19 protein-coding genes, 1 tRNA gene and 1 riboswitch are annotated in these 23,529 nt (G+C 67.4%); of the genes, 13 read left to right on the forward strand and 7 right to left on the reverse strand.

The features are described from left to right. Window positions 1–66: 66 nt before the first annotated feature. Window positions 67–250, forward strand: a riboswitch (cyclic di-AMP (ydaO/yuaA leader). A 295-nt stretch (window positions 251–545) separates the two neighbouring features. The 7 genes from M2428_RS17975 to M2428_RS18005 all read left to right on the forward strand — a co-directional run bounded on the left by M2428_RS17975 (window position 546) and on the right by M2428_RS18005 (window position 8,847). Further along, window positions 546–1,304, forward strand: coding sequence for an NlpC/P60 family protein (locus M2428_RS17975; RefSeq protein ID WP_277527320.1), 759 nt, complete (start codon window positions 546–548; stop codon window positions 1,302–1,304). Window positions 1,305–1,523: 219 nt separating this feature from the next. Next, the gene (locus tag M2428_RS17980) at window positions 1,524–2,024 is read left to right on the forward strand and encodes an HNH endonuclease (RefSeq protein ID WP_277527321.1); all 501 of its coding nucleotides are present in this window, start codon (window positions 1,524–1,526) and stop codon (window positions 2,022–2,024) included. Window positions 2,025–2,097: 73 nt separating this feature from the next. Continuing rightward, window positions 2,098–2,799, forward strand: a complete 702-nt coding sequence (locus M2428_RS17985) for an NTP transferase domain-containing protein (RefSeq protein ID WP_277527322.1) — start codon at window positions 2,098–2,100, stop codon at window positions 2,797–2,799. A gap of 21 nt (window positions 2,800–2,820) precedes the next feature. Beyond that, window positions 2,821–3,108 carry a DUF6457 domain-containing protein gene (locus M2428_RS17990; protein WP_091563988.1) on the forward strand — a complete coding sequence of 96 codons (288 nt, stop codon included), beginning with the start codon at window positions 2,821–2,823 and terminating at the stop codon, window positions 3,106–3,108. After that, window positions 3,105–4,727, forward strand: a complete 1,623-nt coding sequence (locus M2428_RS17995; RefSeq protein ID WP_277527323.1) for a molybdopterin-binding protein — start codon at window positions 3,105–3,107, stop codon at window positions 4,725–4,727. The genes M2428_RS17990 and M2428_RS17995 overlap by 4 nt, the downstream gene beginning before the upstream one ends. Before the next feature lie 122 nt (window positions 4,728–4,849). Further along, window positions 4,850–5,722 carry a formate dehydrogenase accessory sulfurtransferase FdhD gene (gene fdhD / locus M2428_RS18000; protein ID WP_277527324.1) on the forward strand — a complete coding sequence of 291 codons (873 nt, stop codon included), beginning with the start codon at window positions 4,850–4,852 and terminating at the stop codon, window positions 5,720–5,722. A gap of 89 nt (window positions 5,723–5,811) precedes the next feature. After that, window positions 5,812–8,847 (forward strand): glycoside hydrolase family 38 C-terminal domain-containing protein, encoded by a 3,036-nt coding sequence (locus M2428_RS18005; RefSeq protein ID WP_277527325.1) that lies wholly within the window; start codon window positions 5,812–5,814, stop codon window positions 8,845–8,847. A gap of 244 nt (window positions 8,848–9,091) precedes the next feature. Here the strand turns inward: M2428_RS18005 and M2428_RS18010 are convergent, their stop codons facing one another. The 3 genes from M2428_RS18010 to M2428_RS18020 are packed head-to-tail and all read right to left on the reverse strand — an operon-like array spanning window position 9,092 to window position 11,351. Continuing rightward, window positions 9,092–9,835: a hypothetical protein gene (locus M2428_RS18010; protein ID WP_277527326.1), complete on the reverse strand. Its 744-nt coding sequence runs from the start codon at window positions 9,833–9,835 to the stop codon at window positions 9,092–9,094. A 41-nt stretch (window positions 9,836–9,876) separates the two neighbouring features. After that, window positions 9,877–10,608, reverse strand: a complete 732-nt coding sequence (locus M2428_RS18015; protein WP_277527327.1) for a hypothetical protein — start codon at window positions 10,606–10,608, stop codon at window positions 9,877–9,879. Beyond that, on the reverse strand, window positions 10,605–11,351 hold the full coding sequence (locus M2428_RS18020) for a hypothetical protein (protein WP_277527328.1): 747 nt from the start codon (window positions 11,349–11,351) through the stop codon (window positions 10,605–10,607). The genes M2428_RS18015 and M2428_RS18020 overlap by 4 nt, the downstream gene beginning before the upstream one ends. Before the next feature lie 277 nt (window positions 11,352–11,628). Between M2428_RS18020 and M2428_RS18025 the strand changes: the two genes are divergently transcribed. Both M2428_RS18025 and M2428_RS18030 read left to right on the forward strand, forming a co-directional pair. Further along, window positions 11,629–13,296 (forward strand): ABC-F family ATP-binding cassette domain-containing protein, encoded by a 1,668-nt coding sequence (locus tag M2428_RS18025; protein ID WP_277527329.1) that lies wholly within the window; start codon window positions 11,629–11,631, stop codon window positions 13,294–13,296. Then, window positions 13,293–15,203 (forward strand): ABC transporter ATP-binding protein, encoded by a 1,911-nt coding sequence (locus tag M2428_RS18030; protein ID WP_277527330.1) that lies wholly within the window; start codon window positions 13,293–13,295, stop codon window positions 15,201–15,203. The genes M2428_RS18025 and M2428_RS18030 overlap by 4 nt, the downstream gene beginning before the upstream one ends. 81 nt (window positions 15,204–15,284) lie before the next feature. On the opposite strand, the gene M2428_RS18035 is transcribed toward M2428_RS18030, so the two are convergent. The 3 genes from M2428_RS18035 to M2428_RS18045 all read right to left on the reverse strand — a co-directional run bounded on the left by M2428_RS18035 (window position 15,285) and on the right by M2428_RS18045 (window position 16,350). Next, window positions 15,285–15,695, reverse strand: a complete 411-nt coding sequence (locus M2428_RS18035) for an NUDIX domain-containing protein (protein WP_277527331.1) — start codon at window positions 15,693–15,695, stop codon at window positions 15,285–15,287. Next, window positions 15,692–16,276, reverse strand: a complete 585-nt coding sequence (locus tag M2428_RS18040; RefSeq protein ID WP_277527332.1) for a DUF6314 family protein — start codon at window positions 16,274–16,276, stop codon at window positions 15,692–15,694. The genes M2428_RS18035 and M2428_RS18040 overlap by 4 nt, the downstream gene beginning before the upstream one ends. A 1-nt stretch (window position 16,277) precedes the next feature. Beyond that, window positions 16,278–16,350 (reverse strand) — tRNA-Arg (locus M2428_RS18045). An 87-nt stretch (window positions 16,351–16,437) separates the two neighbouring features. Here M2428_RS18045 and M2428_RS18050 point away from each other — a divergent pair. Beyond that, the gene (locus tag M2428_RS18050) at window positions 16,438–17,277 is read left to right on the forward strand and encodes a DUF998 domain-containing protein (RefSeq protein WP_277527333.1); all 840 of its coding nucleotides are present in this window, start codon (window positions 16,438–16,440) and stop codon (window positions 17,275–17,277) included. A gap of 38 nt (window positions 17,278–17,315) precedes the next feature. Here M2428_RS18050 and M2428_RS18055 read toward each other — a convergent pair whose 3' ends face one another. Beyond that, window positions 17,316–18,923: a chitinase gene (locus M2428_RS18055; RefSeq protein ID WP_277527334.1), complete on the reverse strand. Its 1,608-nt coding sequence runs from the start codon at window positions 18,921–18,923 to the stop codon at window positions 17,316–17,318. A 519-nt stretch (window positions 18,924–19,442) separates the two neighbouring features. On the opposite strand from M2428_RS18055, the gene M2428_RS18060 reads away from it, so the two are divergent. Genes M2428_RS18060 through M2428_RS18070 form a run of 3 tightly spaced genes read left to right on the forward strand, consistent with a single transcriptional unit; the run spans window position 19,443 to window position 23,513 of the window. Continuing rightward, the gene (locus M2428_RS18060) at window positions 19,443–21,476 is read left to right on the forward strand and encodes a glycosyltransferase family 2 protein (RefSeq protein ID WP_277527335.1); all 2,034 of its coding nucleotides are present in this window, start codon (window positions 19,443–19,445) and stop codon (window positions 21,474–21,476) included. Beyond that, entirely contained in the window at window positions 21,473–21,991 is a 519-nt protein-coding gene (locus tag M2428_RS18065; protein WP_277527336.1) for a hypothetical protein, read from the forward strand. The genes M2428_RS18060 and M2428_RS18065 overlap by 4 nt, the downstream gene beginning before the upstream one ends. Further along, entirely contained in the window at window positions 21,975–23,513 is a 1,539-nt protein-coding gene (locus M2428_RS18070) for an EAL domain-containing protein (protein WP_277527337.1), read from the forward strand. Before M2428_RS18065 ends, M2428_RS18070 begins: the two co-directional genes overlap by 17 nt. The last annotated feature ends 16 nt before the right edge of the window (window positions 23,514–23,529 follow it).

Consider the following 23,529-nt stretch of genomic DNA (forward strand, 5'->3'; position numbering starts at 1 on the left):
TGGGTCCGGACTCCTGTAGGGTTTGAAGCACGCCAACTTTTCCGAAGTTGGCGCTCTTGAGTGGATTGCCTAGCTCTGCCACCGCTCAAGGTCCGTTCGCATTACATCGTCTGGCAGGGGCGGGGGAACCAATTTTGGCCTTCGAAAGAAGGCCTTGGGGTTAAGTCGCAAAGCTTCCCAGGAAGCAGCGCGGCCGGGTGACTCCCATCCGAATCCGACAGCTCACCTCGTAGGCATTGGGAGAGGCTACTTTCGTGTCTTCACGCCACAATTCTGCGCGCATGCGCACCGGCGAGGCTCTTTCGAGCCCGCTGGAATCCACATCACGTGCCGCCCTTGCCGGCGCCCGGATTGGATCACGTTCCGCAGGCTCAATCTCTAACGAGTCCGGACAGCATGCAGTTTCCGCTTTTGGCGCGTCTTCGCAGTACACCCTTCGCTAAGTAACCCATTTCGGGGCGATCCGGCGTACCCCCAAGATGCCGGAGCGTCCTCAAACCGTGCCCGAAAGCGCGCGGTCCAAGGATCACGAAAGAGAGAACTTAATGACTACTCGTGCAACCGTTGCACGGCACCGCGCCGAGGTCACCAAGACCAACTCGCTGGCTGTTATTGCCAAGGCTGTCGGCGACAACGCCGGCGGCATGGGCCGTCAGGCCGCGGTCATCGCCGCAGCTTCCGGTCTGGTTCTGACCAGCGGAATCGCAGCCAACGCTGCTGAGACCAATGTTCAGCGCGAATCCACCTCCGCTTCGGCCCTGGAAGTCCAGTCCGCCGCCCCGGCCACCATCTCGGCCGCGTCCACCATCGCGATCTCCTACGAGAAGCCCGCTGTGACCACGTCGCCGGCTCCCGTCGTCGAGGCTCCCAAGCCCGTCGTGAAGGTCCAGGATTCCACGGCCACCCGCGCCGGTGGCACCGAGGCTGGCGTCAGCGGCGGCGTCGCTGCCCAGGCTCCCGCCGGCATCGGAAGCGGCTCCGGCGCGACCATCGCCGCCGCGGCCTACGCACAGATCGGCGTGGCGCAGGACTGCACCGCCCTCGCCACCAACGCCCTGGCCGCGGCCGGCATCCACTACCACGGCTGGCCGGCAGGCTACCTGTCCCTCGGCCGCACCGTCAGCGCCGGCGAGGCACGCCCGGGCGACCTCGCCTACTACCAGAACGGCGGCGTGGGCATGGCTCACATCGCGGTCTACGTTGGCAACGGCATGGCAGTCCACGGCGGCTGGAACGGCGGCACCACCGCGCTGTACAGCGTAAACGTCGGCTCCGGCCCGGTCTTCATCCGCGTCGGCGGCTAGGCAAGACCCCAGCACCTTCGAAAGACCCCCGCCTCTTGGCGGGGGTCTTTTGCGTTGCCGCGCAGTGAACTTTCCGCGCTGAGGACATCGCCGGTGAAAAAATATTCGGTGATCCGGCACCTGAGTGTTTACTCTTGTGTAATCGATCCATAGCCCGACCATGCAGAGGGCAGCCGGCCCTCGTGCCGCTGGCGGGTGCGGCCGTGAAGAGGTATGCGGATGCGCACTCTCGTTCTGAATGCTGGATATGAACCCCTGGCGGTCATCACCTTCCGCCGGGCGCTGGTCCTTGTCCTTACCGGAAAGGCCAGCGTGGTGGCCGAAGGGGACGACCCCGTTGTCGGACCCCAGGACATTCTGGGTCGCCCGTCCGTGATCCTGCTGAACCGCTACATCCGGCCGAGATACAACACCATGACGGCCGTGAGCCGCCGCGGTGTGCTCCGCCGCGATGCCCACCGCTGCGCCTACTGCGGCAAGGCTGCCCACACCATCGACCACGTCCAGCCAAAATCCCGGGGCGGGGCCGATTCCTGGGAGAACCTGGTGGCGGCGTGCCTGCGGTGCAACAACGCCAAGAGCGACCACACGCCGGCGGAGATGGGCTGGAAGCTCGGATTTGTTCCGGGCCCGCCCAAGGGCGCCATCTGGCAGATCAAGGAACTCGAGAAGCCAACGCCCGCCTGGGATCCGTTCCTGCTGCCTGAATCAGCTGCCTGAACTGTTGCCTGTACTGCTGCCTGGCTGGCCACGCCTGATTCGGCGGCAGCGGGCACCGCGCTAGGCTGAACCGGTGGAATTCGATGCCATCATTCTCGCCGGGGGGCGGTCCTCCCGCCTGGGCGGCGTGCCCAAATCCGGGCTGATCTACGACGGCGCCACCCTCCTTGAGCGGTCACTGCGCGCCGCGGGCGCAGCGGGGCGCACCGTCGTCGTCGGACCCGATCCCGGGGACCTGCCCGAAGGCGTGCTGACCTGCAGGGAAGACCCGCCCTTCGCGGGGCCCGCCGCGGCCATCGCCGCAGGCCTGACCGCGCTGGCCGCCAACCAGGCCGGCGGGGACCAAGCAGCCGCGCCGGCACCGTTCACCCTGGTCCTTGCGTGTGACATGCCGTGCTCGGCCGAGGCGGTCCGCGCCCTGGCCGCAGCACTGGGCGAATCGCTGGCCGCCAGTGTTGCAGTCGCACCGGAACGGGCGCCAGAACGGGAAGGCGGCGACGGCGTCATGGCCGTCTCGGCCGACGGCCGGAAGCAACCACTCGCGGGGTTTTATGGCACGGCCGCGCTACAACGTTGCGTCGCGGACGCCGCAGGCAGGGGCAGCCTGGAAAACGCGTCGGTCTTCGCCCTTCTTGCTAGGCTGGACGTGCGGGAAGTTCGCGTTCCCCCCGGTTCCACGGATGATGTTGACACCTGGGATGACGCGTCCGCATTGGGGGTATCCGGGAGGATTCCGGACCACGGTCCGGGCCCCGGTCCGGAACTCCGCAGCTGAACTCGACCATGGAGGCAAACGGTGAAAAGCCAGGATGAAACGCTGGAAGACTGGTGCCGTGCTCTGCTCCAGGCCCTGGAGCTGGAAGACGTTGAGATTGACGTGAACGAGGTCCTCGCCCTGGCCGGGGTGGCCGCCCACTCCGTGGTGCGCCCGGCGGCGCCGCTGACCACGTTCATTGCCGGCTTTGCCGCCGGTCTGGCCTCCGGCTCGGGGCAGGCCACGGATTCCGTGTCCATGGAGGCCGCGATGGCCGTGGCGCGCCGGCTCGCCAAGGACTACGCAGCCGCCGAAGCTTCCGGGGCATGACGGCTACGGCCCCGGACGGCAGCGGACCCCCCGCCGCCGCAGATGGAGATGCAGGCGGAAATGGAGTCAGAGATGGCGGTGGAGATGGAGTCCGAGGCGGCATTAGAGACGGCCTCGAAGTCGGCCCCATAGAGCCCCGCATCCAGACGGACCCGGACACAGCGGACGAGGACACTGCCGGCCAGGACGCGGCGGACCCGGACACAGCGGACGAGGACACTGCCGGTCAGGACGCGGCGGACCAGGACGCAGTGGACGCCGACACTGCCGGCCAGGACACAGGTGACGAAGGCGCGGCAGAGGAGCCGCACAGGCACCTGGCCCACTCGTGGCAGGAGGCCCGGCAACTCGCGTTCGACTGTGCCGCTCCCCTCCCGGCCGCCCCCGTCCCGCTCCGGCAGGCGCTGGGCCGGACCCTCGCCGCGGACGTCGTTGCCCTGCAGGACATGCCCCATTACGCCTCCTCTGCCATGGACGGCTGGGCCGTCAACGGCAGCGGTCCCTGGATCCTGGCCGAACCCAACCAGCGGCTGGCACCGCATCAGGCAAGCCCGATTGCCACCGGCGGCCTCATTCCGGCCGGGGCCAAGGCGGTGCTGCGCAGCGAAAGCGGCGTCATCGACGCCGACGAGGACGGCCTGCCCGTCCTGAAACTGGGCGGTACCGCGAAACCTGGCGACCCTCGGAACGGGGACCACATCAGGAAAGCGGGGGAGGAAGCCGCGGCCGGAGACGTCCTGATCAAACGTGGCACCGTCCTGAACCCGGCGCACCTGGCCCTCGCCGCGCTGGCTGGAAGCGACGCCCTTCCGGTGCTCGGCAAGGCCGTGGTGCGGCTCGTCTTCACCGGCTCGGAGGTCGTGGCGTCCGGGATGCCGGCGCCCGGGCAGGTCCGGGACACTTTCGGACCCCAACTGGCGGCGGTGGTGGGAATGCTCGGCGGGATCTGCACCGAAGAAGTGAAAATCGGCGACACCTACGCCGAATGGCTCGCCGCGCTCGAGGATACCGATCCTGCCGCAGACGGCTTGCCTGCCGACGTCGTCATCACCACCGGCGGCACGGGCCGCTCCGGAACGGACCACCTCCGGCGTTCGGCCGCCGAGCTCGGCGGCCGCCTGCTAATCGACGGGGTGGCCATGCGCCCCGGCCACCCCGCCGTGCTGGCCGAGCTGCCGGACGGCCGGTACATTCTCGGCCTACCGGGAAACCCGCTCGCGGCCATGATGGCACTGTCCACGATCGGAGCCCCACTCCTCGCGGCCCTGGGGCACGGACCCATCCCCCCGCTCAGTGAGGTGCCCTGCGGCTCAACGATTGACGCCGATCCGGGCCGGACGCGGCTCATGCCCTTCCGGCTGCTCTATGGGATGGCGTCGCCGGCGCAGCACACCGGCCCGGGCATGATGCGGGGTTTGGCCGCCGCCGACGGCGTGCTGGTGGTCCCGCCCCACGGCGTGCAGCTGGGGGAACTGGTCCCCGCCTTCGCACTCCCTTGGGGTGCGCCGCTGCCTGACCCTGCGGCCGCGCCCGCCGCGCAGAAGCCGGCGGCGAAGCGGACCGCCAGGAAAACCACGGCCAGCGACGGTCCGGTGGACTGGAGCGCCCTCCTGGACTGAGCCGTGGTTGACCTCTGGTTGAGCCTTGGCCCGCTGCGCTGGCTTCAGGATCAGGCACTTACAATGATGGAACCAGCCAAAGAATCACGACAACCGCACAACATGTTGCATAGGAGCACCGGATGGGCCGTGTCACGCAGCGCCGCAAAGTGCACAAGATCGTCCTGGACGGGTCCCCGCAGGCCCTCGAATTCCCGGTCCGGCACCGGGAGGACGTCCTAGCCGTCGAGGAACCGCTGGAAATCCGGCTCGGAAACATGTCATTTTCCGTCACGATGCGGACACCGGGCAATGACTTCGACCTCGTCGCAGGGTTCCTCGTCTCAGAGGGGATCATCTGGGCTCCCGAGCAGCTGGTCTCGCTCAGGTTCTGCGCCGGCGAAGACGCCGACGGCATCCAAACGTTCAACGTCGTGGAGGCCCAACTCCGGCCCGACGTCGTGCGGCCCGAGACCGGACGAAACGTCTTTACCTCCAGTTCCTGCGGGATCTGCGGGACGGACTCGATCGACGCCGTGCGCAAGTCCTCGCACTACAGCCCGGCACAGGATCCGTTGACAGTTCCGGTGGAAACGCTCGCGGCCCTCCCGGACACCCTCCGGTCCGCCCAGGAGGTCTTTGACGTCACCGGCGGCGTGCACGCCGCCGGACTCTTCAGGATTTCCGACGACGGCTCGGCCGAGCTGTTGTGCCTCCGCGAAGACGTCGGACGGCACAACGCGGTGGACAAGGTGGTGGGCTGGGCGCTCCGCGAAGGCCTGCTGCCGCTCCGGGGCACCGTGCTGCAGGTGTCCGGCAGGGCATCGTTCGAGCTCGTCCAAAAGGCGGCCCTCGCCGGAATCCCGGTCCTTGCCGCCGTCAGTGCCCCCTCCAGCCTGGCCGTCGAGCTGGCCGAGGCCAGCGGTATGACCCTGGCCGGCTTCAGCCGCCGGACCAGCCTGAACGTGTATGCAGGCCAGCAGCGCGTCGCGGTTCCGGCCCCCGCGGCCGGCTAACGGCAACACTTGGCCAACAGGTTCCCCACGGCGTAAGTTTTATCCATCGATTGGAGCCAATCGAACCACCAGCGCTGAAGAGGATCACATTGCACGACGACCGCCGTCTTACGGAAGTCCGGCTGGACCGCTTTCTGCGTGACCGCATCGCCCCGGCCGTCTACCCGCGCAGCATCCCGCTGGCACTGAGCAGCTGGGACGCGCCGGACGAACCCGTGCCGGTGCTGGAGGCCCTGCGGCAGGAGTTCACGGCGCAGGAACACGGCGCGGCGTGGGGCCGCCCGTGGAGCACCAAATGGCTCCGGCTCCGGGGCGAGGTGCCGGAGGCCTGGGGAACCGCGGCCGGCACGTCGGTGGAAGTCCTCGTGGACCTGGGTTTCAGGGGCGAGCTCCCGGGCTTCCAGTGCGAAGGCATCGCCTGGCGGTCCGACGGGACCATCATCAAAGCCATTTCGCCACGGAACCAGTACATCCCGCTCAAGCTCCTGGGCACAGGCATGGCGGTCGACTTCTACGTCGAAGCCGCGGCCAACCCCGACTTGTCCCAGAACTGGACATTCGCCGCCACCCCCTACGGCGACAAAGCGACGTCGGGCAGCGAACCGAAGTACCGTCTCGGCAGGATCGCCATCGCCGAACGCAACCAGACGGTCTGGGAACTGCAGCAGGACATCCTCACCCTTGCCGGGCTGATGCACGAGCTGCCCATGGAGCTGCCCCGCCGCCACGAAATCCTGCGGGCGCTGGAACGCATGCTGGACATCATGGATCCCGACGACGTGGCCGGTACCGCAGAGGCCGGACGGTCGGCCCTCACCGACGTCCTGTCCCGGCCGGCCTACGCCTCGGCGCACCAGCTCGTGGCCACGGGCCACGCCCATATCGATTCGGCCTGGCTGTGGCCGGTACGGGAAACCATCCGCAAGTGCGCCCGGACGTTCTCCAACGTCGTCGCGCTGATGGACGAGTATCCCGATTTCATCTTTTCGTGTTCCTCGGCCCAGCAGCTCGCGTGGATGAAAGAGTACTATCCGGAGCTCTTCGGACGAATCCGGGACAAGGTCCGCGCCGGCCAGTTCGTTCCTGTTGGCGGCATGTGGGTCGAATCAGACTCGAACATGCCCGGCGGCGAGGCCATGGCACGGCAGTTCCTCGAGGGCAAGAGCTTTTTCCTGGCCGAATTCGGGGTGGAATGCGAGGAAGCGTGGCTCCCGGACACGTTCGGGTATTCCGCGGCGCTGCCGCAGATCATCAAGGCTGCGGGCAGCCGCTGGTTCCTGACCCAGAAGATCTCGTGGAACCAGGTCAATAGGATGCCCCACCACACCTTCAACTGGGAGGGAATCGACGGCACCCGGGTCTTCACCCATTTCCCGCCGGTGGACAGCTACAACTCCGATCTCGGCGCCCGGGACCTGGCGCACGCAGAACGGAACTACCGGGACCACGGACGCGGAGGCACCTCGCTGGTTCCGTTCGGGTACGGCGACGGCGGCGGCGGGCCAACACGCGAGATGCTGGCCGCGGCGCAGCGCACGTCGGACCTGGAAGGATCCCCGAAGGTGCGGATCGGCTCGGCAGCCAGCTTCTTTGGGCAGGCCCAGGCCGAGTATGGGCCCCTGCCGGTCTGGGTGGGGGAGATGTACCTGGAACTGCACCGCGGCACCTACACCAGCCAGGCCAGGACCAAGCTGGGAAACCGGCGCAGCGAGCACCTTCTCCGGGAGGCGGAGCTCTGGAGCGCCACCGCGGCAGTGCGTGCCGGGCACAGCTACCCGGCTGCGGAGCTCAACCGCCTCTGGCGGCTGGTCCTGCTGCAGCAGTTTCATGACATCCTGCCGGGGAGTTCCATCGCGTGGGTCCACCAGGACGCCGAACGGAACTACGCCGCCGTCGAACGGGGGCTGGAAGCGATCATCACGGACGCCGCGGCCGCGGCACTCGGCACCGGCAGCCGGGAATTCCTCCTCAACGCCGCCCCGCAGGAGCGCCAGGGCGTGCCTGCCCTGGCCGCTGCCGAGCCGGTCCAGCCCGGGCAGCCGGTAGAGGTCACCGAGGCGGACGGCGGCTACATCCTGGACAACGGCATCATCCGGGCCGTCGTGGATGCCAACGGACTGTTGGCCTCGCTCACAGACCGTGCCGCCGGACGCGAGGCGATTGCTCCCGGCGAGTTCGGCAACCTCCTGGAGCTGCACCGGGACACGCCGAATGAATGGGACGCGTGGGACATCGACGCTTTCTACCGCAGGAACGTTGTCCGGCTGGTCGAGGCGCGTTCCGTGACACTGGAGCGCGACCCCGGGGGGGATAGCCCGAACGCCGTCGTGGTGGTGGAGCGGATGGCCGGCTCCTCGCCCGTGACCCAGCGGATAGCGCTCGCCGCGGGCGCCGGCTCGCTCGCGATCACCACGCTTGTGGACTGGCAGGAGAGCGAAAAACTGCTCAAGCTGGGCTTTGCCCTGGACGTCAGGGCAGACCGCTCGGCGGCGGAGACGCAGTTTGGGCACGTGTTCCGCCCCACCCACGTCAACACGTCCTGGGAGGCTGCGAAATTCGAGATCTGCGCCCACCGCTGGATCCACGTCGCCGAGCCGGGCTACGGGGTGGCCATCTCCAACGCTTCCAGCTACGGCCACGACGTCACCCGCAACGTCCGGGAGGACGACGGCGGGACCACCACCACAGTGCGGGTCTCGCTCCTGCGGGCACCGAAGTTTCCGGATCCGGGCGCGGACCAGGGCAGACACGAGCTTCACGTCACGATCCGGCCGGGTGCCACCATCGCAGACGCCGTCGAGGAGGGCTACCGCACCAACCTGGCCCCGCGGGTGGTGCAAGGGTCCCACGGGGTGGAGCCGCTGGTCACCGTGGTCAACCCGGCCCTCGTCATTGAAGCGGTCAAACTCGCTGAAGACGGCTCCGGCGACGTGATTGTCCGGCTGTACGAATCGCTGGGGGAACGGTCCACTGGCCTCCTGAAGGCCAATTTCCCGGTCCGCGGGCTGCACGCCGTGGACCTGTTGGAACGGCCCGTCGACGCCCCGGGCGTGACGGCGGGCCCCGACTCCGCCGAGCTCACGCTGCGGCCGTTCCAGCTGGTCACGCTGAGGTTTGTCCGCTGACAGGTAGGGGCCGTCTGCCACGACCACCGCAGGGACAAGACCACAGGGACAACGACCGCAGGGGAAACCGGAAAACACCCTTAAACAGGCTGAGTGGGAGCGGTCCTTGCGGACCGCTACCACTCATCCCCCCAATGGCGCTTGGACGACTGCCTCTGCTTCGCACGGCTGACTTCCGTACACGAAGCGATTGCCGCTTTCACACATTCATGATTCTGTCACGATCTAATGATTTTGTGAATGCCTACCCTTGATTCTTGCGAAATGTTGCGCGCGCGTTGCCAGATTCCTTGGCGACGCGCCCGGAAGCCCAGAACATTCCCAGGCCCAGGACATAGCCCAGGACGGCCAAATAGTTGACCGTTTGCTGCGCGAGGATCCAGCTCTCCGGTGCAAAGGAGGCGGGGACGCTGCAAGCGGTGGCGAGGGCGCCGAGGCACGTCAGGAGGGCCGCGGCACGCACCAGCCGCGGCAACTGGCTCCTGGTGGTGGCCAGCAATGCCGGCAGCAGGGCGAGGGAGACGAAGGCAGGATAGGTGCGGCCCGCCGCGGCGTAGAACGGCGCCAGGACGGCATTGCGTCCACCGTTGTCCGTGATGTCGAGCATGCCGGCCGAGGACCCGCGGGTGTCCATGAGGAAGAAGGTCACCGCTACGGCGGCAACACTGACGGCCAGGGCCCAGCGTCCGGGCGGCCCCGCGATGAGGCGGTAGCCGCGCTCGTCTGCCAGTCCCTGCGCCACGCGCAGACCGACCAGCAGGACCGCGGCGAATACGAGGAAGCGCAAGATCAGGTGGGTTAGGTTCCATCCGCCCAGCGCCGCGTCGATCGCCTCGTAGGGGCCGGGCACTGAGAGCAGGCTGCACAGGGTGGCCAGAACCAGTATCCAGAAAACGGTCCTGTTGCGCCCTTGGATCGCATCCGGAACGCGGAGGAGGAGTACCACGGAGCATATGATCAGCGTGCCCCACTGGAGGGTTGCAATCATTCCGGGTTCTCCCACATCACTCCTGCTCAGCCCCAAGACGGTCAGGTCATGCCAGCTTGCTTCTTCGGCGCCCGCTTCGCAAGCGTCTTGGCCAACCAGATCAGGGACAGCCCCAGAACCAGGCACAGGACGGCCGAGTAGTTGAAGACGAACCGCATGAATCCGAGGGATGGAGGAATGACCGGGGAGAGCAGGCTCAGGGAGATGGCTACGGTGCCCAGCGCGAGCAACGCCGCGCTGGACCGGACGAGGACTGGGAAGCCGCTGCGCAGGGTCCGCACCATGGCCGGAAACAGGGCCACGGTGATGAACGCCGGATAGAGGCGCCCTGCGGCACCGTAATACTCCACCAAGGCGGCATTGCGGTCATCCTTGGCGAACACGGCGACCAGCCCCGCCGAGGAGCCGGCGGTGTCCATCATGAGGAAGACTGCCACCACCGCAGCCGAGACGGCTGCGGCTACCGCAATTCCAACAGGGCCGGTGATGAGCCGCAGGGCGTCGTCTGCGCTGAAGCCCCGGGCCACCCGGACTCCCAGGAAGAAGATGGCGGCGAAAATGACGAAGCGCAGCACCAGGTTGGCGATGTTCATGCCTCCCAGGGTCTGGTCCACGGCCAAATACGGGGCATCGATGCTGAGCAGGATCGCCAGGGTCATTAGCGCAAAGATGGCGAACAAGGACCGGTTCTCACCCCGGAGGACGCTGGGCACGCGGGCGAGCGTGACGACGCCGCACACCGCCAGCGTGGTCCACTGCAGGGTCGCGATCATCCGAGGTTCTCCCAAATCTTTTCTGTTTGTGCCTGCTCCTGTTCGTGGCGCCGCAGTGCTTTGCCGAGCGCCTGTAGCCGCTCCCCGGCCAGGGCGCTAAGTTCTCCGACGGAGAGGGCATCCAACGCGGCCTGCTTCGCCCCTGCCGTCCAGCCGGCCTCGGCCTCGGTTATCAAGCCCGTGGCCACGAACCCGCCCGTGAAGCCTACGCCCGCCGCGCGGGCAGTCGCGACCGCCAGCTCGGGGGACAGCCTGTTGGCCGTGAGCTGGGCCGAATAATTTTGCGGTGCCACGCCGGTGGCAGCCGAAACCCGGTGACGCAACTCACCGTCGTCAATCGCGTCCACCCAGTTCCGGACGGAAGTGGCGTGCGGGGCGGGGCTCAGCGGCGGGTTCATGGAGTTGCCATGGTCACCGTAGCCACCGTAGGCCGGGGAGGAACGGGAAATGACTGCGCGCAACAGGTCCATGGTGGCAACCTGGCTGACGAGTTCGGCCGGGGTCGGCGGCTGCGGCGGGGCGGCGAGTTCCGCATAGTGGTCAAAGGAACCGAGTTCCGCCAGCGGACTCAAATCCAGGGCCCGGCTGATGCTGACCAGAGTGGTTTCGGCCACTTTCCCGCGCACCAGCTGCTGCGCAAAGGTGGTGCGCTTGATCCCGGAGATCCTGCAGATATCGGCTGTGCTCGCGGACGGGGCAACCCGATGAAGCCAGAGTTGGAACGCCTTTGCGGGTAGTGGCATCTAGGGCTTCCTGCGGAGTCGATGGGCAGTATGGCTACTGGCATGCGGTGGGGCAGTGGAGATTGGGGCGGGTAATGGAAGCGGTGTGGCGGTGTGGGCTGGGATTTTACGTGAGGTCCTAATTCAACTATGCTAAATGGTCGAACCCGCTGGTCCGTACACCCCCCAAGTCCGGACCGGCGGGTTCTTCTATGCCCGGCCGGTTTTCGGCCCGCCGGGACGGGCGGGTTCTGCCCGTCGGGGCGGTCCGTTTGGGCCGCAGTGAGAGGATTAACTAATGACTGCAACCCTTGTTGCCAAGGACCTTTCCGGTGGTCACGATCACCGCACACTCTTCTCAAAGTTATCCCTGACCGTAGCGCCCGGTGACGTCGTCGGCGTCGTCGGCGCCAACGGTGCCGGCAAATCCACCCTGCTGCGGCTGCTGGCCGGCGTCGACGATCCGCAGGAAGGCACAGTGAGCCTGGCCCCCGCCGACGCCTTCGTGGGCTGGCTGCCGCAGGAACACGAACGGATTGCCGGCGAAACGGTCGGCGGCTATATCGCCCGGCGCACGGGCTGCGCGCAGGCGACCCTGGAGATGGAGTCCACCGCAGAGGCGCTGGGCTCCGGCGCGCCCGGCTCCGATGACGCCTACTCCCTGGCCTTCGACCGCTGGATGGCCTCCGGCGCCGCCGACCTGGAGGACCGCGTCCCGCCCGTCCTGGCGGACCTTGGCCTCGAGGTGGGGCCCGACGCCGGAATGACCGGACTCTCCGGCGGCCAGGCGGCCCGCGTGGCGCTCGCCGCCCTGCTGCTGAGCCGGTTCGACGTTGTGCTCCTGGACGAACCCACCAATGACCTGGACCTGAACGGCCTGGCCAAGCTGGAGGCCTTCGTGCAGGGCCTCCGCGGCGGCGCCGTCCTGGTCTCGCATGACCGCGAGTTCCTGGCGCGCTGCGTCACCACCATCGTGGAACTGGACCTCGCCCAGAACTCGGTGGCGGTCTACGACGGCGGCTACGAGGCTTACCTGGAGGAACGCGCTGTCGCCCGCCGGCACGCCCGGGAACGCTTCGAGGAATACGCCAATACCAAGGCCGACCTCGTTTCCCGGGCCCGCACACAGCGCGAATGGAGCTCCCAGGGCGTCCGGAACGCCATGAAGAAAAACCCGGATAACGACAAGATCCGGCGCGCCGCCAGCACCGAGTCCTCCGAGAAGCAGGGCCAGAAGGTCCGGCAGATGGAGTCCCGCATCGCCCGGCTCGAAGAAGTTGAAGAGCCGCGCAAGGAATGGCAGCTGCAGTTCAGCATCGGGGCGGCCCCCCGCTCCAGCGCCGTCGTGGCCACCCTGCGCGACGCCGTCGCACAGCAGGGCGACTTCACCCTGGGCCCGGTGAACCTGCAGCTGAACGCGGGGGAGCGGATCGGGATCACGGGCCCCAACGGCGCCGGCAAATCCACCCTGCTCCGGCTCCTCCTCGGCGTCCAGCAGCCCGACTCCGGTGACGCCTCCATGGGTGCGTCCGTGGCCGTCGGGGAGATCGACCAGGCGCGCGGCCTCCTGGCCGGCGAGCTGTTGCTGTCAGACGCCGTCGAAGCCGTACTGACGGAGCAGACCCCGGCGGAGGTGCGCACCCTGCTGGCCAAGTTCGGCCTCAAAGCCGATCACACCAACCGGTCCGTTGACTCCCTCTCACCGGGGGAACGGACCCGGGCAGCCCTGGCGCTGCTGCAGGCCCGCGGCGTGAACCTGCTGGTGCTGGACGAACCCACCAACCACCTCGACCTGCCGGCCATTGAACAGCTCGAGGAAGCCCTCGACAGTTACGACGGCGCGCTGCTGCTGGTCACCCACGACCGCCGGCTGCTGGAAAACGTCCGCCTCGACGCGCGCTGGAACGTCACGAACGGCGTCGTCACCGAACTGCACGCCGATGCCGCGAAAGGCAACACCAAATGAGCATGGACCGGGTCGCCTGGAGTTCCCTCTACAACATCACCCGCGCCTCCAGCGGGTCCAAGCCGTTCTCCAAGGAGACACTGAAGCGCGTCTTCAGTTTTGCCCGCCCCCACCGCGGCAAGCTGATCGCCTTCGTGCTGCTGTCCATCGTGATGGCCTTCCTGGCTGTCGCCACCCCGGTCCTCGCCGGGCAGGTGGTTGACGAGATCATCGCCCACGCGGATACCGGAACGGTGATCTGGCTGGCTGTCCTGATCGCCGTCGTCGCCGTGGCCGAGGCGGGGCTGGGCCTCGTGACGCGCTGGCTGTCCTCCACGATCGGCGAAGGCGTGATCGTGGACCTGCGCACCAAGGTCTTCGACCACGTCCAGAAGATGCCGATCGCCTTCTTCACCAGGACCCGGACCGGGGCCCTGGTCAGCCGGCTGAACAACGATGTCATTGGCGCGCAGTCGGCCTTCGCCGGCACGCTCTCCGGCGTGGTCAGCAATGTCGTGGCCCTGGCGCTGACCCTTGCGGTGATGCTGAACAAGTCGTGGCTCGTGACGGTGCTCGCCATGATCCTGCTGCCGATCTTCCTGATCCCGGCCCGCCGCATGGGCTCCAAACTGGCCGATCTGCGGCGCGAAGCCGCCGAACACAACGCCACCATGGGCACCCAGATGACCGAGCGCTTCTCCGCGCCCGGCGCCACCCTGGTCAAGCTCTTCGGCCGCCCCGACGAGGAATCCCGCGAGTTCGCCCTCCGCGCCGGCCGGGTCCGGGACATCGGCATCCGCACCGCCATGCTGCAGTTCACCTTCGTCACGGCGCTAACGCTGGTCTCAGCCCTGGCTCTGGCGCTGGTCTACGGACTGGGCGGCTCGCTGGCACTCGCCGGGCAACTGGCCGCGGGCGACGTCGTGGTGCTCGCGTTGCTGCTGACCCGCCTGTACGCGCCGCTCACGGCACTTTCGAGCGCACGGGTGGAAGTCATGAGCGCCCTGGTCAGCTTCGAGCGCGTCTTTGAGATCCTGGACCTCAAGCCGCTCATCCAGCAGAAGCCGGACGCCGTGGCCTCGCCGCCAGGTCCGCTCTCGGTGGAGTTCGACGATGTCCGGTTCGCCTACCCCTCGGCGGAGAAGGTCTCGCTGGCCTCCCTGGAGGACGTGCTGACCCTGGACACCCGCGGCGGCGAGGAAGTGCTGCACGGCGTCAGCTTCCGGGTGGAGCCCGGGCAGACGGTGGCCCTCGTCGGCTCCTCGGGAGCGGGCAAGTCCACCATCGCACAGCTCCTCTCGCGCCTGTACGACGTCGACTCGGGCGCCATCCGCTTCGGCGGCACCACGCCCGGCACGGACGTGGACGTCCGCGACCTCACGTTCGACTCGATGCGCGCGACGCTCGGCATGGTGACGCAGGACGGTCACCTGTTCCACGAGAGCATCGCCTCCAACCTGCGCCTGGCCCGGCCGGAGGCCACCGAGGAGCAAATGTGGGATGCGCTGCGGCGCGCCCGGCTCGAAGACATGATCCGTTCCCTGCCCGATGGCCTGGACACCGTGGTGGGGGAGCGCGGCTACCGGCTCTCCGGCGGCGAGCGGCAACGCCTGACGATCGCCCGGCTGCTCATCGCGCAGCCGCGGGTGGTCATCCTGGACGAGGCCACCGCCGCGCTGGACTCCACCAACGAGGCCGCCGTCCAGGAGGCGCTGGGCGCCGCGCTGGAAGGCCGCACCGCCGTCGTGATCGCCCACCGGCTCTCGACGATCCGCGCAGCGGACGCGATCCTCGTGGTGGAGGACGGCTCGATTGTGGAGCGCGGTACCCACCGGGAGCTCCTCGCAGCCGAGGGCCGCTATGCGGAGCTGTACCGGACGCAGTTCTCCGAGGCCAGCGCGGTCGCCGAGGAGGCTGTGCCCGGGTAACTCGGCCGGGGTGCTCCAGGCCGCAGTGGTTGAAGGCCGCTACCTGGGGCCGTTTTTGTGGGGGCCCGTGCGGTGCCGGTCCTAGACCGCTGACGGTTTGGCGGACAGTGCTGGCAGCACATGGTCCGTCAGCAGCGGGGCGAGGTCGCCGGGTAGCTCGGCGGCGAGGTCCAGCCAGCGGATCTCGGCGATTTCGGCCGACGGCCGGGCGCTCCACACCCCGGGAGCCGTGAAGACGGTGGCCTCAATCTGGGTGGCCGCCTCGTTGGCGGCATCCGCCAGCCAGCAGCCGAGCAGGTCCAGCCGGTCCGGGGCCAGCACGATCCCGACTTCTTCCTGGAGCTCACGGGCCGCTGCCTGGGCCGCCGTTTCGCCCGGCTCGGGTTTGCCGCCAGGATGCATGAACTTGTCCGTGCCCCGTTTGCGGACGGTCAGGAGCCGTCCGGAGCGATCGAAGACGCAGACGGCAGAAACGACTATGCGCGGGTTCACTCCGCGCGCCTTGCGCCCTGAGCTGCGTCTAGAGCTGCATCCTGTGCTGCATCGTGCGATGCGTCGGGTGCCGGGCCTGGTCCTGCTTCCAGCCGGTGGAGGACGGACTCCAGCAGCTGGTCCTTGGCGGGCCCGGTGACGTCCCAGCGGTAGCCGCATTCGTCCGGCCCGAGGAACCTGTACGTCACGCGGTACGTGTCAGGATCGCACCAGTGCACGTCATGGTTGGCCTGCCCGGCAAAGCCCATGCGGTGGAAAGGGCGGCCGTCCGGGAAATACACGTCCAGGACATCGGGCGTGTCCACCGGCTGCAACAGATATTCCCGGCTGGCCGGCCCGGTGAACGGCGCACCGCCCACGGATGCCCCGCCCACGGATGCCCAGCGCACGGTGCCCTCTTCACGCCACACCAGGCCGCCGTCGTCGTGGGCCGTGAAGCGGACGACGCCGGTGAAGGTTCCGCTGGTCCCGGAGCTGCGGTCCAGCAGGGTGCGGTGGACGGACCAGGAGCCGCGCAGGTAGGCGCGGAGGTCAAAGTCCGGACCCGTGTCCGGGTTTTCGTCCGGGGCAGGAATGTTCAAGTGCCCTCGATTGGAATCGAACCAACGACACCGGCTTTAGGAGAGCCGTGCTCTATCCACTGAGCTACGAGGGCGGGCATCCGCGTGCGGGCGGCCAGGGGCCGGTCCGGTCGGACACGGATATAAGCATACAAGGTGAGCGCGCGTACTACGCTCTTGGCATGACTGCAGGAACCACCGAGCTTTCCGCCGGAGCCCTCTACTACCCGGATGTGGCCGCGACCCGCTTTTACGTCGGGGCCCTGGCGAAGCTGAGCGTGCTGCAGTATTTCGTGGCGGAGGCGGCTGTGATCGGCGCGTGGGCTGGAGCGGAACCTTACAGCCGCCGCACGGGCTACATCAGCGACCTCGGGGCCCTGGCGTGCGGGGATTTCGACGGGCGGGACGTCTGCTCGCCGGCGCATCTGCTGATGAACGCGTCCTTTGTGGTCCAAGGCCTCGGCATGGCAGTCGGTGCGCTCCTGCTCGGCTCGGCGCTAATGTGCTGTGCCGCGCGGCCCGGCGTGCCAACCAGGCAGGGCCGGGTGCCGGGCCGGGCGCGCTGGGGCGCGGGGGTGGTGGCAACGGCCGCCGCCCGGCTGCTGACCGGCACCGCCGGGGCAGGAACGATCATCGTGGGGCTGGTGCCAGAAGAAACGGGATCGGCCTGGCACGTGGCCGGCGCCCTGATGTACTTCGTTGCCGGGGCCCTGGCGCTCCTGGTCCTCGGCTGGCTTTGGCTGCGGCAGACGCCGCTCGGGTGGTTCATCCTGGCCTGCGGCACCGTGTCCCTGGCGGCGATCATTGCGGGCGGGCTGACGGGCATGCACGTGCCGGAACCAGGCACCCTGGAGCGGCTCATGGGCTACCCCATAACAGTTGGCGTCGCCGCTGCCGGCCTCGTCATCGCCCAGCGGGTCCAGCACGAACGCGCAGTGCGCAAGCTCGCCCGGGCCCAGGCCCGCGGAGGCGGGCCCGCGGGACCGGGTCCGGGGCCTGACGCGCGTCAGCGGGCCCGCTGACGCAGGCCCGCTGACGTTTGCCGAATGGAACCGGGCTTTTATGGAGCCGGCGCGGATGCCGTCGCGCTGGGAACCGCTGCAGCAGTCGCCGTCGCCGTCGCCTTGGCCATGATCTTCATGAGTTCGTCGTCCCGCAGCTTGGACCACGGCGACTCCGGCGATCCCTGCAGCGCAGCCTCGGGGCTGTCGGTTTGGGTCCACCATTTTGCTTCGAAGACCCGGCCTTCGAACAGCACCCGGTCGCCCTTGCGGTAGACCTTGGCCGGCTGCCACGCCGGGGCCGTGCCGGCGGGTGCCGTCAGCTGCGGCGTCGGCCTGTCTGCGGCCAGGACCGGACCAATGATGCGCCAGGGGGTTGCGGTGCCTTGGAGGACGGGATCATCCGGAGTGTCGGCGCGGGTCCACCATTTGGCCTCGTACACGTTTGAATGCCACACGATCCGCTCGCCAGCGGCGTAGGCGGTGTTTTCTGACCACACCGGATACGGGCTGGTGGAGGGGTTGTCGCTGACGACCGGGACCGGGGTCTGGGCAGCCGCAGCGGCCGGGGACGCCGACGGGCTGGCCATGACGCCCGCGCCGAGGATCGTGGCGAAGGATGAGCTTCCTTGGTCCACGCCGCTGCAGCCATCGGAGACCTTTGTGACGTCGGGGAAATTCTGGCTGCATGTGCGGTCACGGTTCAGGGACCACATGGAAAGCCGGCCGATTCCGTGGGCGCTTGTGTACGCGCTGAGCTCCTGAGCGTCCTTGAGTGTGAAAATTTCGCCGGCGATGTCGTTCTGGCCGATCATCGGCGTCAGGCCGACCTTGCGCCATACGGTTTCACTGCCGAGTTCGCTGCCGGCCGCCTGGTACAAGCCGGTCAGTTGCCGGTGGGTGGCTTCCGCGGCGGACGCCGCGTTCTCAAACATGGACCGGCCCGGCAACTTGCTCCCGCCGTAGTCCATGGTCATGGCGTTCACTCCGGCGAGGTCGACGCCTGCGGCAATCATCCGTTTCACGGCGTCTGTGCCCGCCGTCGTGAGGCCATTGGGATCCGCCGGCAGGGTCAGCCAGACACTCAGGGACTTGCCGTCGCGCTGGCGGTCCTTCTGGAGCGCGGCGACGGCGGTGGACCGCCGATCAAGGGCTGCCGCGTTGGACAGGGCCTCGCCTTCCACGTCCAGATCGATGCTGCTGACGTTGTAGCGGTCGACGACGGTGCCGTAGGCCGACTTCAGCTTGGCAGGATCTGTGCAGCTCACGGCGAGTTCCTGGTTGGTCAGACCGCCAAAGGATACGGCCACGGTGCCGCCGAGTTGCTGCAGGCGTGCCACGCGCCGGTCCAAGTCCAGCGAGGACGCGGCGTCGGAGAGCGAGTAGGCGGCGCCCCAGGAAGGCGCGCAAGGATCCTTGGGGTCGGCGACAACGAAGGACAGCACGACGTTTTGGGCTTCCTTGGAGACCGGGGCCTCGAAGGCGTACCGCGGGGTGGCCGTGACGTCCACATATCCGGAGAAAACGGACGGGATGGCCTCGGCCGCCCTTACGTCCTGGAAGTTGCCCCACGCAGCCACGCCGCTGGCGGCGGCAGCCACCACGGCGCCAATGAGCACGGCCAGCCGGACTGCCGATAGTTTGCGGCCTGGGAATCGTTCGGACACAGGGCCCCCCTTGTGCGTCTTTAGTTGGACAGCCGGACACGCGCCCGCTGCCGGTATAAGCCTGTGTAATTTCCGGGGTGTCTGATGTCCGGCAAGCGTCTGACCTTGCATTATCATAAGGGCACTCACCGGAACATTCCGGTGCGGCGTGCGGGTTTTGCCGTAGGCGTGCGCCAATCTGCCGACTTTGCAGTCTTATGGGGACTAATGCCAGATCAGCTTGTCTTGCCGCGCGTAGAAGCGGAAAGCGTTACCACCGAACAAAAGGGTGCGGTCCGGCGCCGTCAATGGGGGGCCGAGCGGCGTTCCGAGCCGCTGTCCATTGTTCATCCGAGACCGTCCCGTCGCAAAATAATCCTTGGCCGACTGGGAATTCTCACGACGCTGGCGGCCTGGATAACCTACGTCATTTCGACAATTCTGAAAGAGCTCGCTGACAACCCCAATGCTGGTTTCAGGTTTCAGTTTGAGACGGTTTCCTATCTTGTCGTCGTAACATTCCTGACGTTTTCCGCCCTCATGTATCTCCTGGCCCGGCAGGGGGCCCTTTATCGGTTCCGCGACCACACCAGGGTGCCGCGCGGCGAGCTGGACCGGCACTTCGCAGATTATTCCGAGGGCATTACGGTGTTGGTGCCCTCCTACGCGGAAGAACCCCAGGTGGTGCGCGCCACGCTGTGGTCCGCGGCTCTGCAAGAGTTCCCGGATCTCAAGGTTGTCCTCCTCCTCGATGATCCGCCGCACCCCTCGGACCTCGGCGATGCGGCCCGGCTGGACAAAACCCGTGCGCTGACCGCGGAGATCGCCGCCGCGCTCCGCGTCCCGGCCGCCCGCTTCAATGCCGCCCTCGCCGATTTCCGGCGCCGGGGTAAGCCGGACGGACCCGGCCAGGCGGCCGAGGTGGCTCTGCTGATCGCCGAATATGAGGCAGCCGCCGCATGGCTTGAATCGATGGCTGCCGGCGAAACAGTCGAGGACCACGTCGACGAATTCTTTGTCGACCTCGTCCTGATGGGCCTGGCCCGCGAGCTGAGGCTCGTGCTCCTGGGACTGAACGGCGCACTGGCCCAGCAGACCTCGCCGCCGCGCTCGCGGATCGAAGAGCTGTACCTCCGGCTGACCTGGATCTTCAACGTCTCCACCGAAACGTTCGAACGCAAGAAGTACGCCAGCCTTTCACACGAGGCGAACAAGGCCATGAACCTCAACGCCTACATTTCGCTGATGGGCCACACCTGGCACAAGGAAACCACCGCCGACGGCGTGGTCCTGCGCAAGGTGGCGGACGGCGTCGTTCCTGCCACGGACGGCGAGATCATGGAGGTCCGTGATACGACCTATCTGTTGACGCTCGACGCCGATTCTCTGCTTCTGCGCGACTACTGCCTCCGGCTGGTCTACTTCCTGGAATCGGCCGGGAACGAGCGCGTCGCGGTGACCCAGACGCCGTACTCTTCCTTTCGTGGCGCCCCCACCCGCATCGAGCGGGTCGCCGGAGCCACTACCGACCTCCAGCACATCCTCCACCAGGGCATGAGCTACTACGGTGCGACCTTCTGGGTGGGCGCTAACGCCGTCATCCGCAAGCGCGCTCTGGAGGACATCGTTGAGGTGGAGACCACTGGCGGCTTCGAGATCCGGACCTACATCCAGGACCGGACCGTCATCGAAGACACCGAGTCCAGCATCGACCTCGGTCAGCACGGCTGGACCCTGGTGAACTATCCGGAACGGCTCAGCTACAGCGCCACGCCCCCGGACTTCGGCTCCCTCGTGGTCCAGCGCCGGCGCTGGGCAAATGGCGGCCTGCTGATCCTGCCCAAGCTGTGGGTTCAGCTCCGGCAGCACAGGTCCGAGCGCCGCGCGATCCTGTTCCGGGAGGTGCTGCTCCGGGTGAACTACATGGCGTCCATCGCCTGGGCAAGCTTCGGCCTCGTCTTCCTGCTGGCGTACCCCTATGACAGCCGGCTGCTGAGCCCGATCGTGTTCCTCGCGGCCCTGCCGTATTTCCTGGCCATGGGCAGCGACTTGCGCGACTGCGGGCACCGCTTCAGCGACATCCTCCGGATCTATGGCTTCAACCTTGTGCTGCTGCCGGTCAACCTGGCGGGCGTGCTGAAGTCGCTGCAACAGGCAGTTACCGGTGACAAGATTCCCTTCGCCCGCACCCCCAAGGTCAAGGACCGCACCGCGGCCCCGGCAATTTACGTCCTCACGCCGTACGCGATCGTCGCCTTCTCGTTGCTGACCGTCTGGCGCGACGCGCAAGTGGGGAACTGGGGCAACGTGGCCTTCGCCACCATCAACGCCGTCCTGGCCGCGGGCGCGATCCGGGCCTACATCGGAGTCTTCAACTCCGCTGTGGATGTCTTCCTCGGGATGGTTAACTGGCTGTATGTCAGTCCCCGGCCCAAGAAAGTGCAGGAGAGCCCCGTGATTGCCAAGACTGCAGAGGAAGTCGACTGGGAAACGATTCTCTATCACGGCGACCGACGGCTGAACCGTGATCTCCGTGGCTCCGCGGACCGCCGCCGTCGGATTGCCGTCCGATGACGCTCGAGGCACTGGCCGGGCCGGACGAACGGCTGCCGGAGGAGGCGTTGCCGGACGAGCGGTTGCCGGAGGAGGCGGCCGGCGCCGTCCTGGGCGCGGCGCCCGTTGCAGCGGCCCGGGCGATCGACGGGGCCGTCGCGGATGGCATTGCCGGCCGTGCCATCGGCGTGCGGATGATCGACGGCGGAATCATCGAGGTCCTGCTGCCGGCCAATCAGGAGATCGAAGGTCCCGAGGCGCGCATCGCCGGTGAAACCGTCCGTTCCCTCGCCGCGGGACGGCGGATGCCGGTGCTTTTGGTGATCACCGGCGTCGTCGGTGTCAGCATGGAGGCGCGGCAGGTCTACAGCGGTTCCATTGCGGCGACAGCGTTCGCGCTGGTAGGCGAGAGCCCGGTGGACCGGGTCATTGCCCACTACCTCCTTCGGTCCAGAAGCGAGACCATCCCCGCGCAGTTCTTCACCTCAGAGTCCGCGGCCGTCGAATGGCTAAGGCAGCATGTCCGTGAAGAATGAGGCGCCGGACCCCAGGCTGCACGCCCTCGTGGAAGGCATCGTGCGGATCGCCGGGGGCGATCTGAGCACCAGGATCCCGCACTCGGGTGCGCGCGACGACGTCGCCGCTGTCATTGCCGGCATCAACCTGATGGCCGATGACCTGCAGACCATCTACCAGGAGCTGGAGGACCGGGTCGAAAGCCGCACGGCCATGCTGCGAGCGGCGCAGGTGGAACTCGAACGCATGGCGCTCACCGACCCCCTGACCCAACTCGCCAACCGGACGGCACTGAACTCGGTCCTGAGCCATGCCCTGGCGGAGTCCTCGCGCGGCGAGATGCCGCCGGCACTGCTGATTCTCGATCTCGATTCCTTCAAGGGCATTAACGACACCCTGGGGCACAGCGCCGGCGACGACGTCCTGCGCGTCATCGCGCGCCGGCTCCAGAACGCCGTCCGCGAAACGGATACCGTGGCGCGCCTCGGCGGCGACGAATTCGCCGTCATGCTGCCGAAGTCCAATCTGGTCCGGGCACGCAGAGTGGCGAATAGGATCCTCACGGCGCTCAGCGAGAGCCTCGACGTCGGGGACCTGAAAATCACCTGCGGAACGAGCATCGGCCTGCGGATCGCGGAACCCGGCCAGTCCGTTGACGATCTGGTCATGGAGGCCGACACGGCGATGTACGCGGCGAAGGCACAGCCGCACAGCAGCATCAAAGTGTTCGAACCCGCCCTGCTGTACGCCCGCCGGCTGCAGAGCGTCATGATTACCGAAATGCGCGAAGCCATCCTGCAGGACCAGCTGACCCTGCACTACCAGCCGGTGGTGGACCTCGCCTCGGGCCGGATCGAGGGCGTCGAGGCGCTGGTCCGGTGGAACCACCCGGAACGTGGTCTTCTCATGCCGGACCAGTTCATTCCCCTGGCCGAGGAAACCGGCATGATCGTTGACCTGGGCCATTGGGTGCTGCGCAATGCAGTGCGTCAGTTGCGCAAATGGCAGCAGGAACAGCAGGTGGACAGCACGTTCAACGTCCGCGTCAACATTTCCACCACCGAACTTCAGAATCTCGAACTGATCGAACATGTGCGCGACATCCTCAGGGAGACTGGCGTGGATGCATCAAACCTGATCGTGGAACTCACGGAGTCGATGGCGGTCAACGGCGGGGACGTGGACCAGTATTCGCTCAACGGCCTGCGGCGCCTCGGTGTGCAGCTCGAGATCGATGACTTCGGGACCGGCTACTCCTCCATCAGCTACCTGCGCAAGCTGCCCGTGAACGTGGTCAAGATCGACCGGAGCCTGATCAGCGGCTTGGGCGACGACGAGGAGCAGCGGGACTTCGTGGCCGCGGTGCTGCATCTGATCCACGCCTGCGGACTCAAGGCGCTGGCCGAGGGCATCGAGACGGCGGAGCAGGCCGACGTTCTCCGGGAGATGGGCTGCGGCAGTGGCCAGGGCTACTATTTCGGCCGGCCGGCCCCGGCAGCGGAGATTATGGTGTTGATTGGCCGGGGTAAATTCGGTTCTTAGTGCAAGGTCTTGATGT

The organism is Arthrobacter sp. ES3-54 (assembly GCF_029504395.1).
Lineage (GTDB): Bacteria > Actinomycetota > Actinomycetes > Actinomycetales > Micrococcaceae > Arthrobacter.

Coding starts and splice junctions, on each gene's coding strand:
- M2428_RS17975 (WP_277527320.1), top strand. CDS start 546: ATGACTACTCGTGCAACCGTTGCACGGCACCGCGCCGAGGTCACCAAG.
- M2428_RS17980 (WP_277527321.1), top strand. CDS start 1,524: ATGCGCACTCTCGTTCTGAATGCTGGATATGAACCCCTGGCGGTCATC.
- M2428_RS17995 (WP_277527323.1), top strand. CDS start 3,105: ATGACGGCTACGGCCCCGGACGGCAGCGGACCCCCCGCCGCCGCAGAT.
- fdhD (WP_277527324.1), top strand. CDS start 4,850: ATGGGCCGTGTCACGCAGCGCCGCAAAGTGCACAAGATCGTCCTGGAC.
- M2428_RS18010 (WP_277527326.1), bottom strand. CDS start 9,835: ATGATTGCAACCCTCCAGTGGGGCACGCTGATCATATGCTCCGTGGTA.
- M2428_RS18015 (WP_277527327.1), bottom strand. CDS start 10,608: ATGATCGCGACCCTGCAGTGGACCACGCTGGCGGTGTGCGGCGTCGTC.
- M2428_RS18020 (WP_277527328.1), bottom strand. CDS start 11,351: ATGCCACTACCCGCAAAGGCGTTCCAACTCTGGCTTCATCGGGTTGCC.
- M2428_RS18025 (WP_277527329.1), top strand. CDS start 11,629: ATGACTGCAACCCTTGTTGCCAAGGACCTTTCCGGTGGTCACGATCAC.
- M2428_RS18030 (WP_277527330.1), top strand. CDS start 13,293: ATGAGCATGGACCGGGTCGCCTGGAGTTCCCTCTACAACATCACCCGC.
- M2428_RS18050 (WP_277527333.1), top strand. CDS start 16,438: ATGACTGCAGGAACCACCGAGCTTTCCGCCGGAGCCCTCTACTACCCG.
- M2428_RS18060 (WP_277527335.1), top strand. CDS start 19,443: ATGTATCTCCTGGCCCGGCAGGGGGCCCTTTATCGGTTCCGCGACCAC.
- M2428_RS18065 (WP_277527336.1), top strand. CDS start 21,473: ATGACGCTCGAGGCACTGGCCGGGCCGGACGAACGGCTGCCGGAGGAG.
- M2428_RS18070 (WP_277527337.1), top strand. CDS start 21,975: ATGTCCGTGAAGAATGAGGCGCCGGACCCCAGGCTGCACGCCCTCGTG.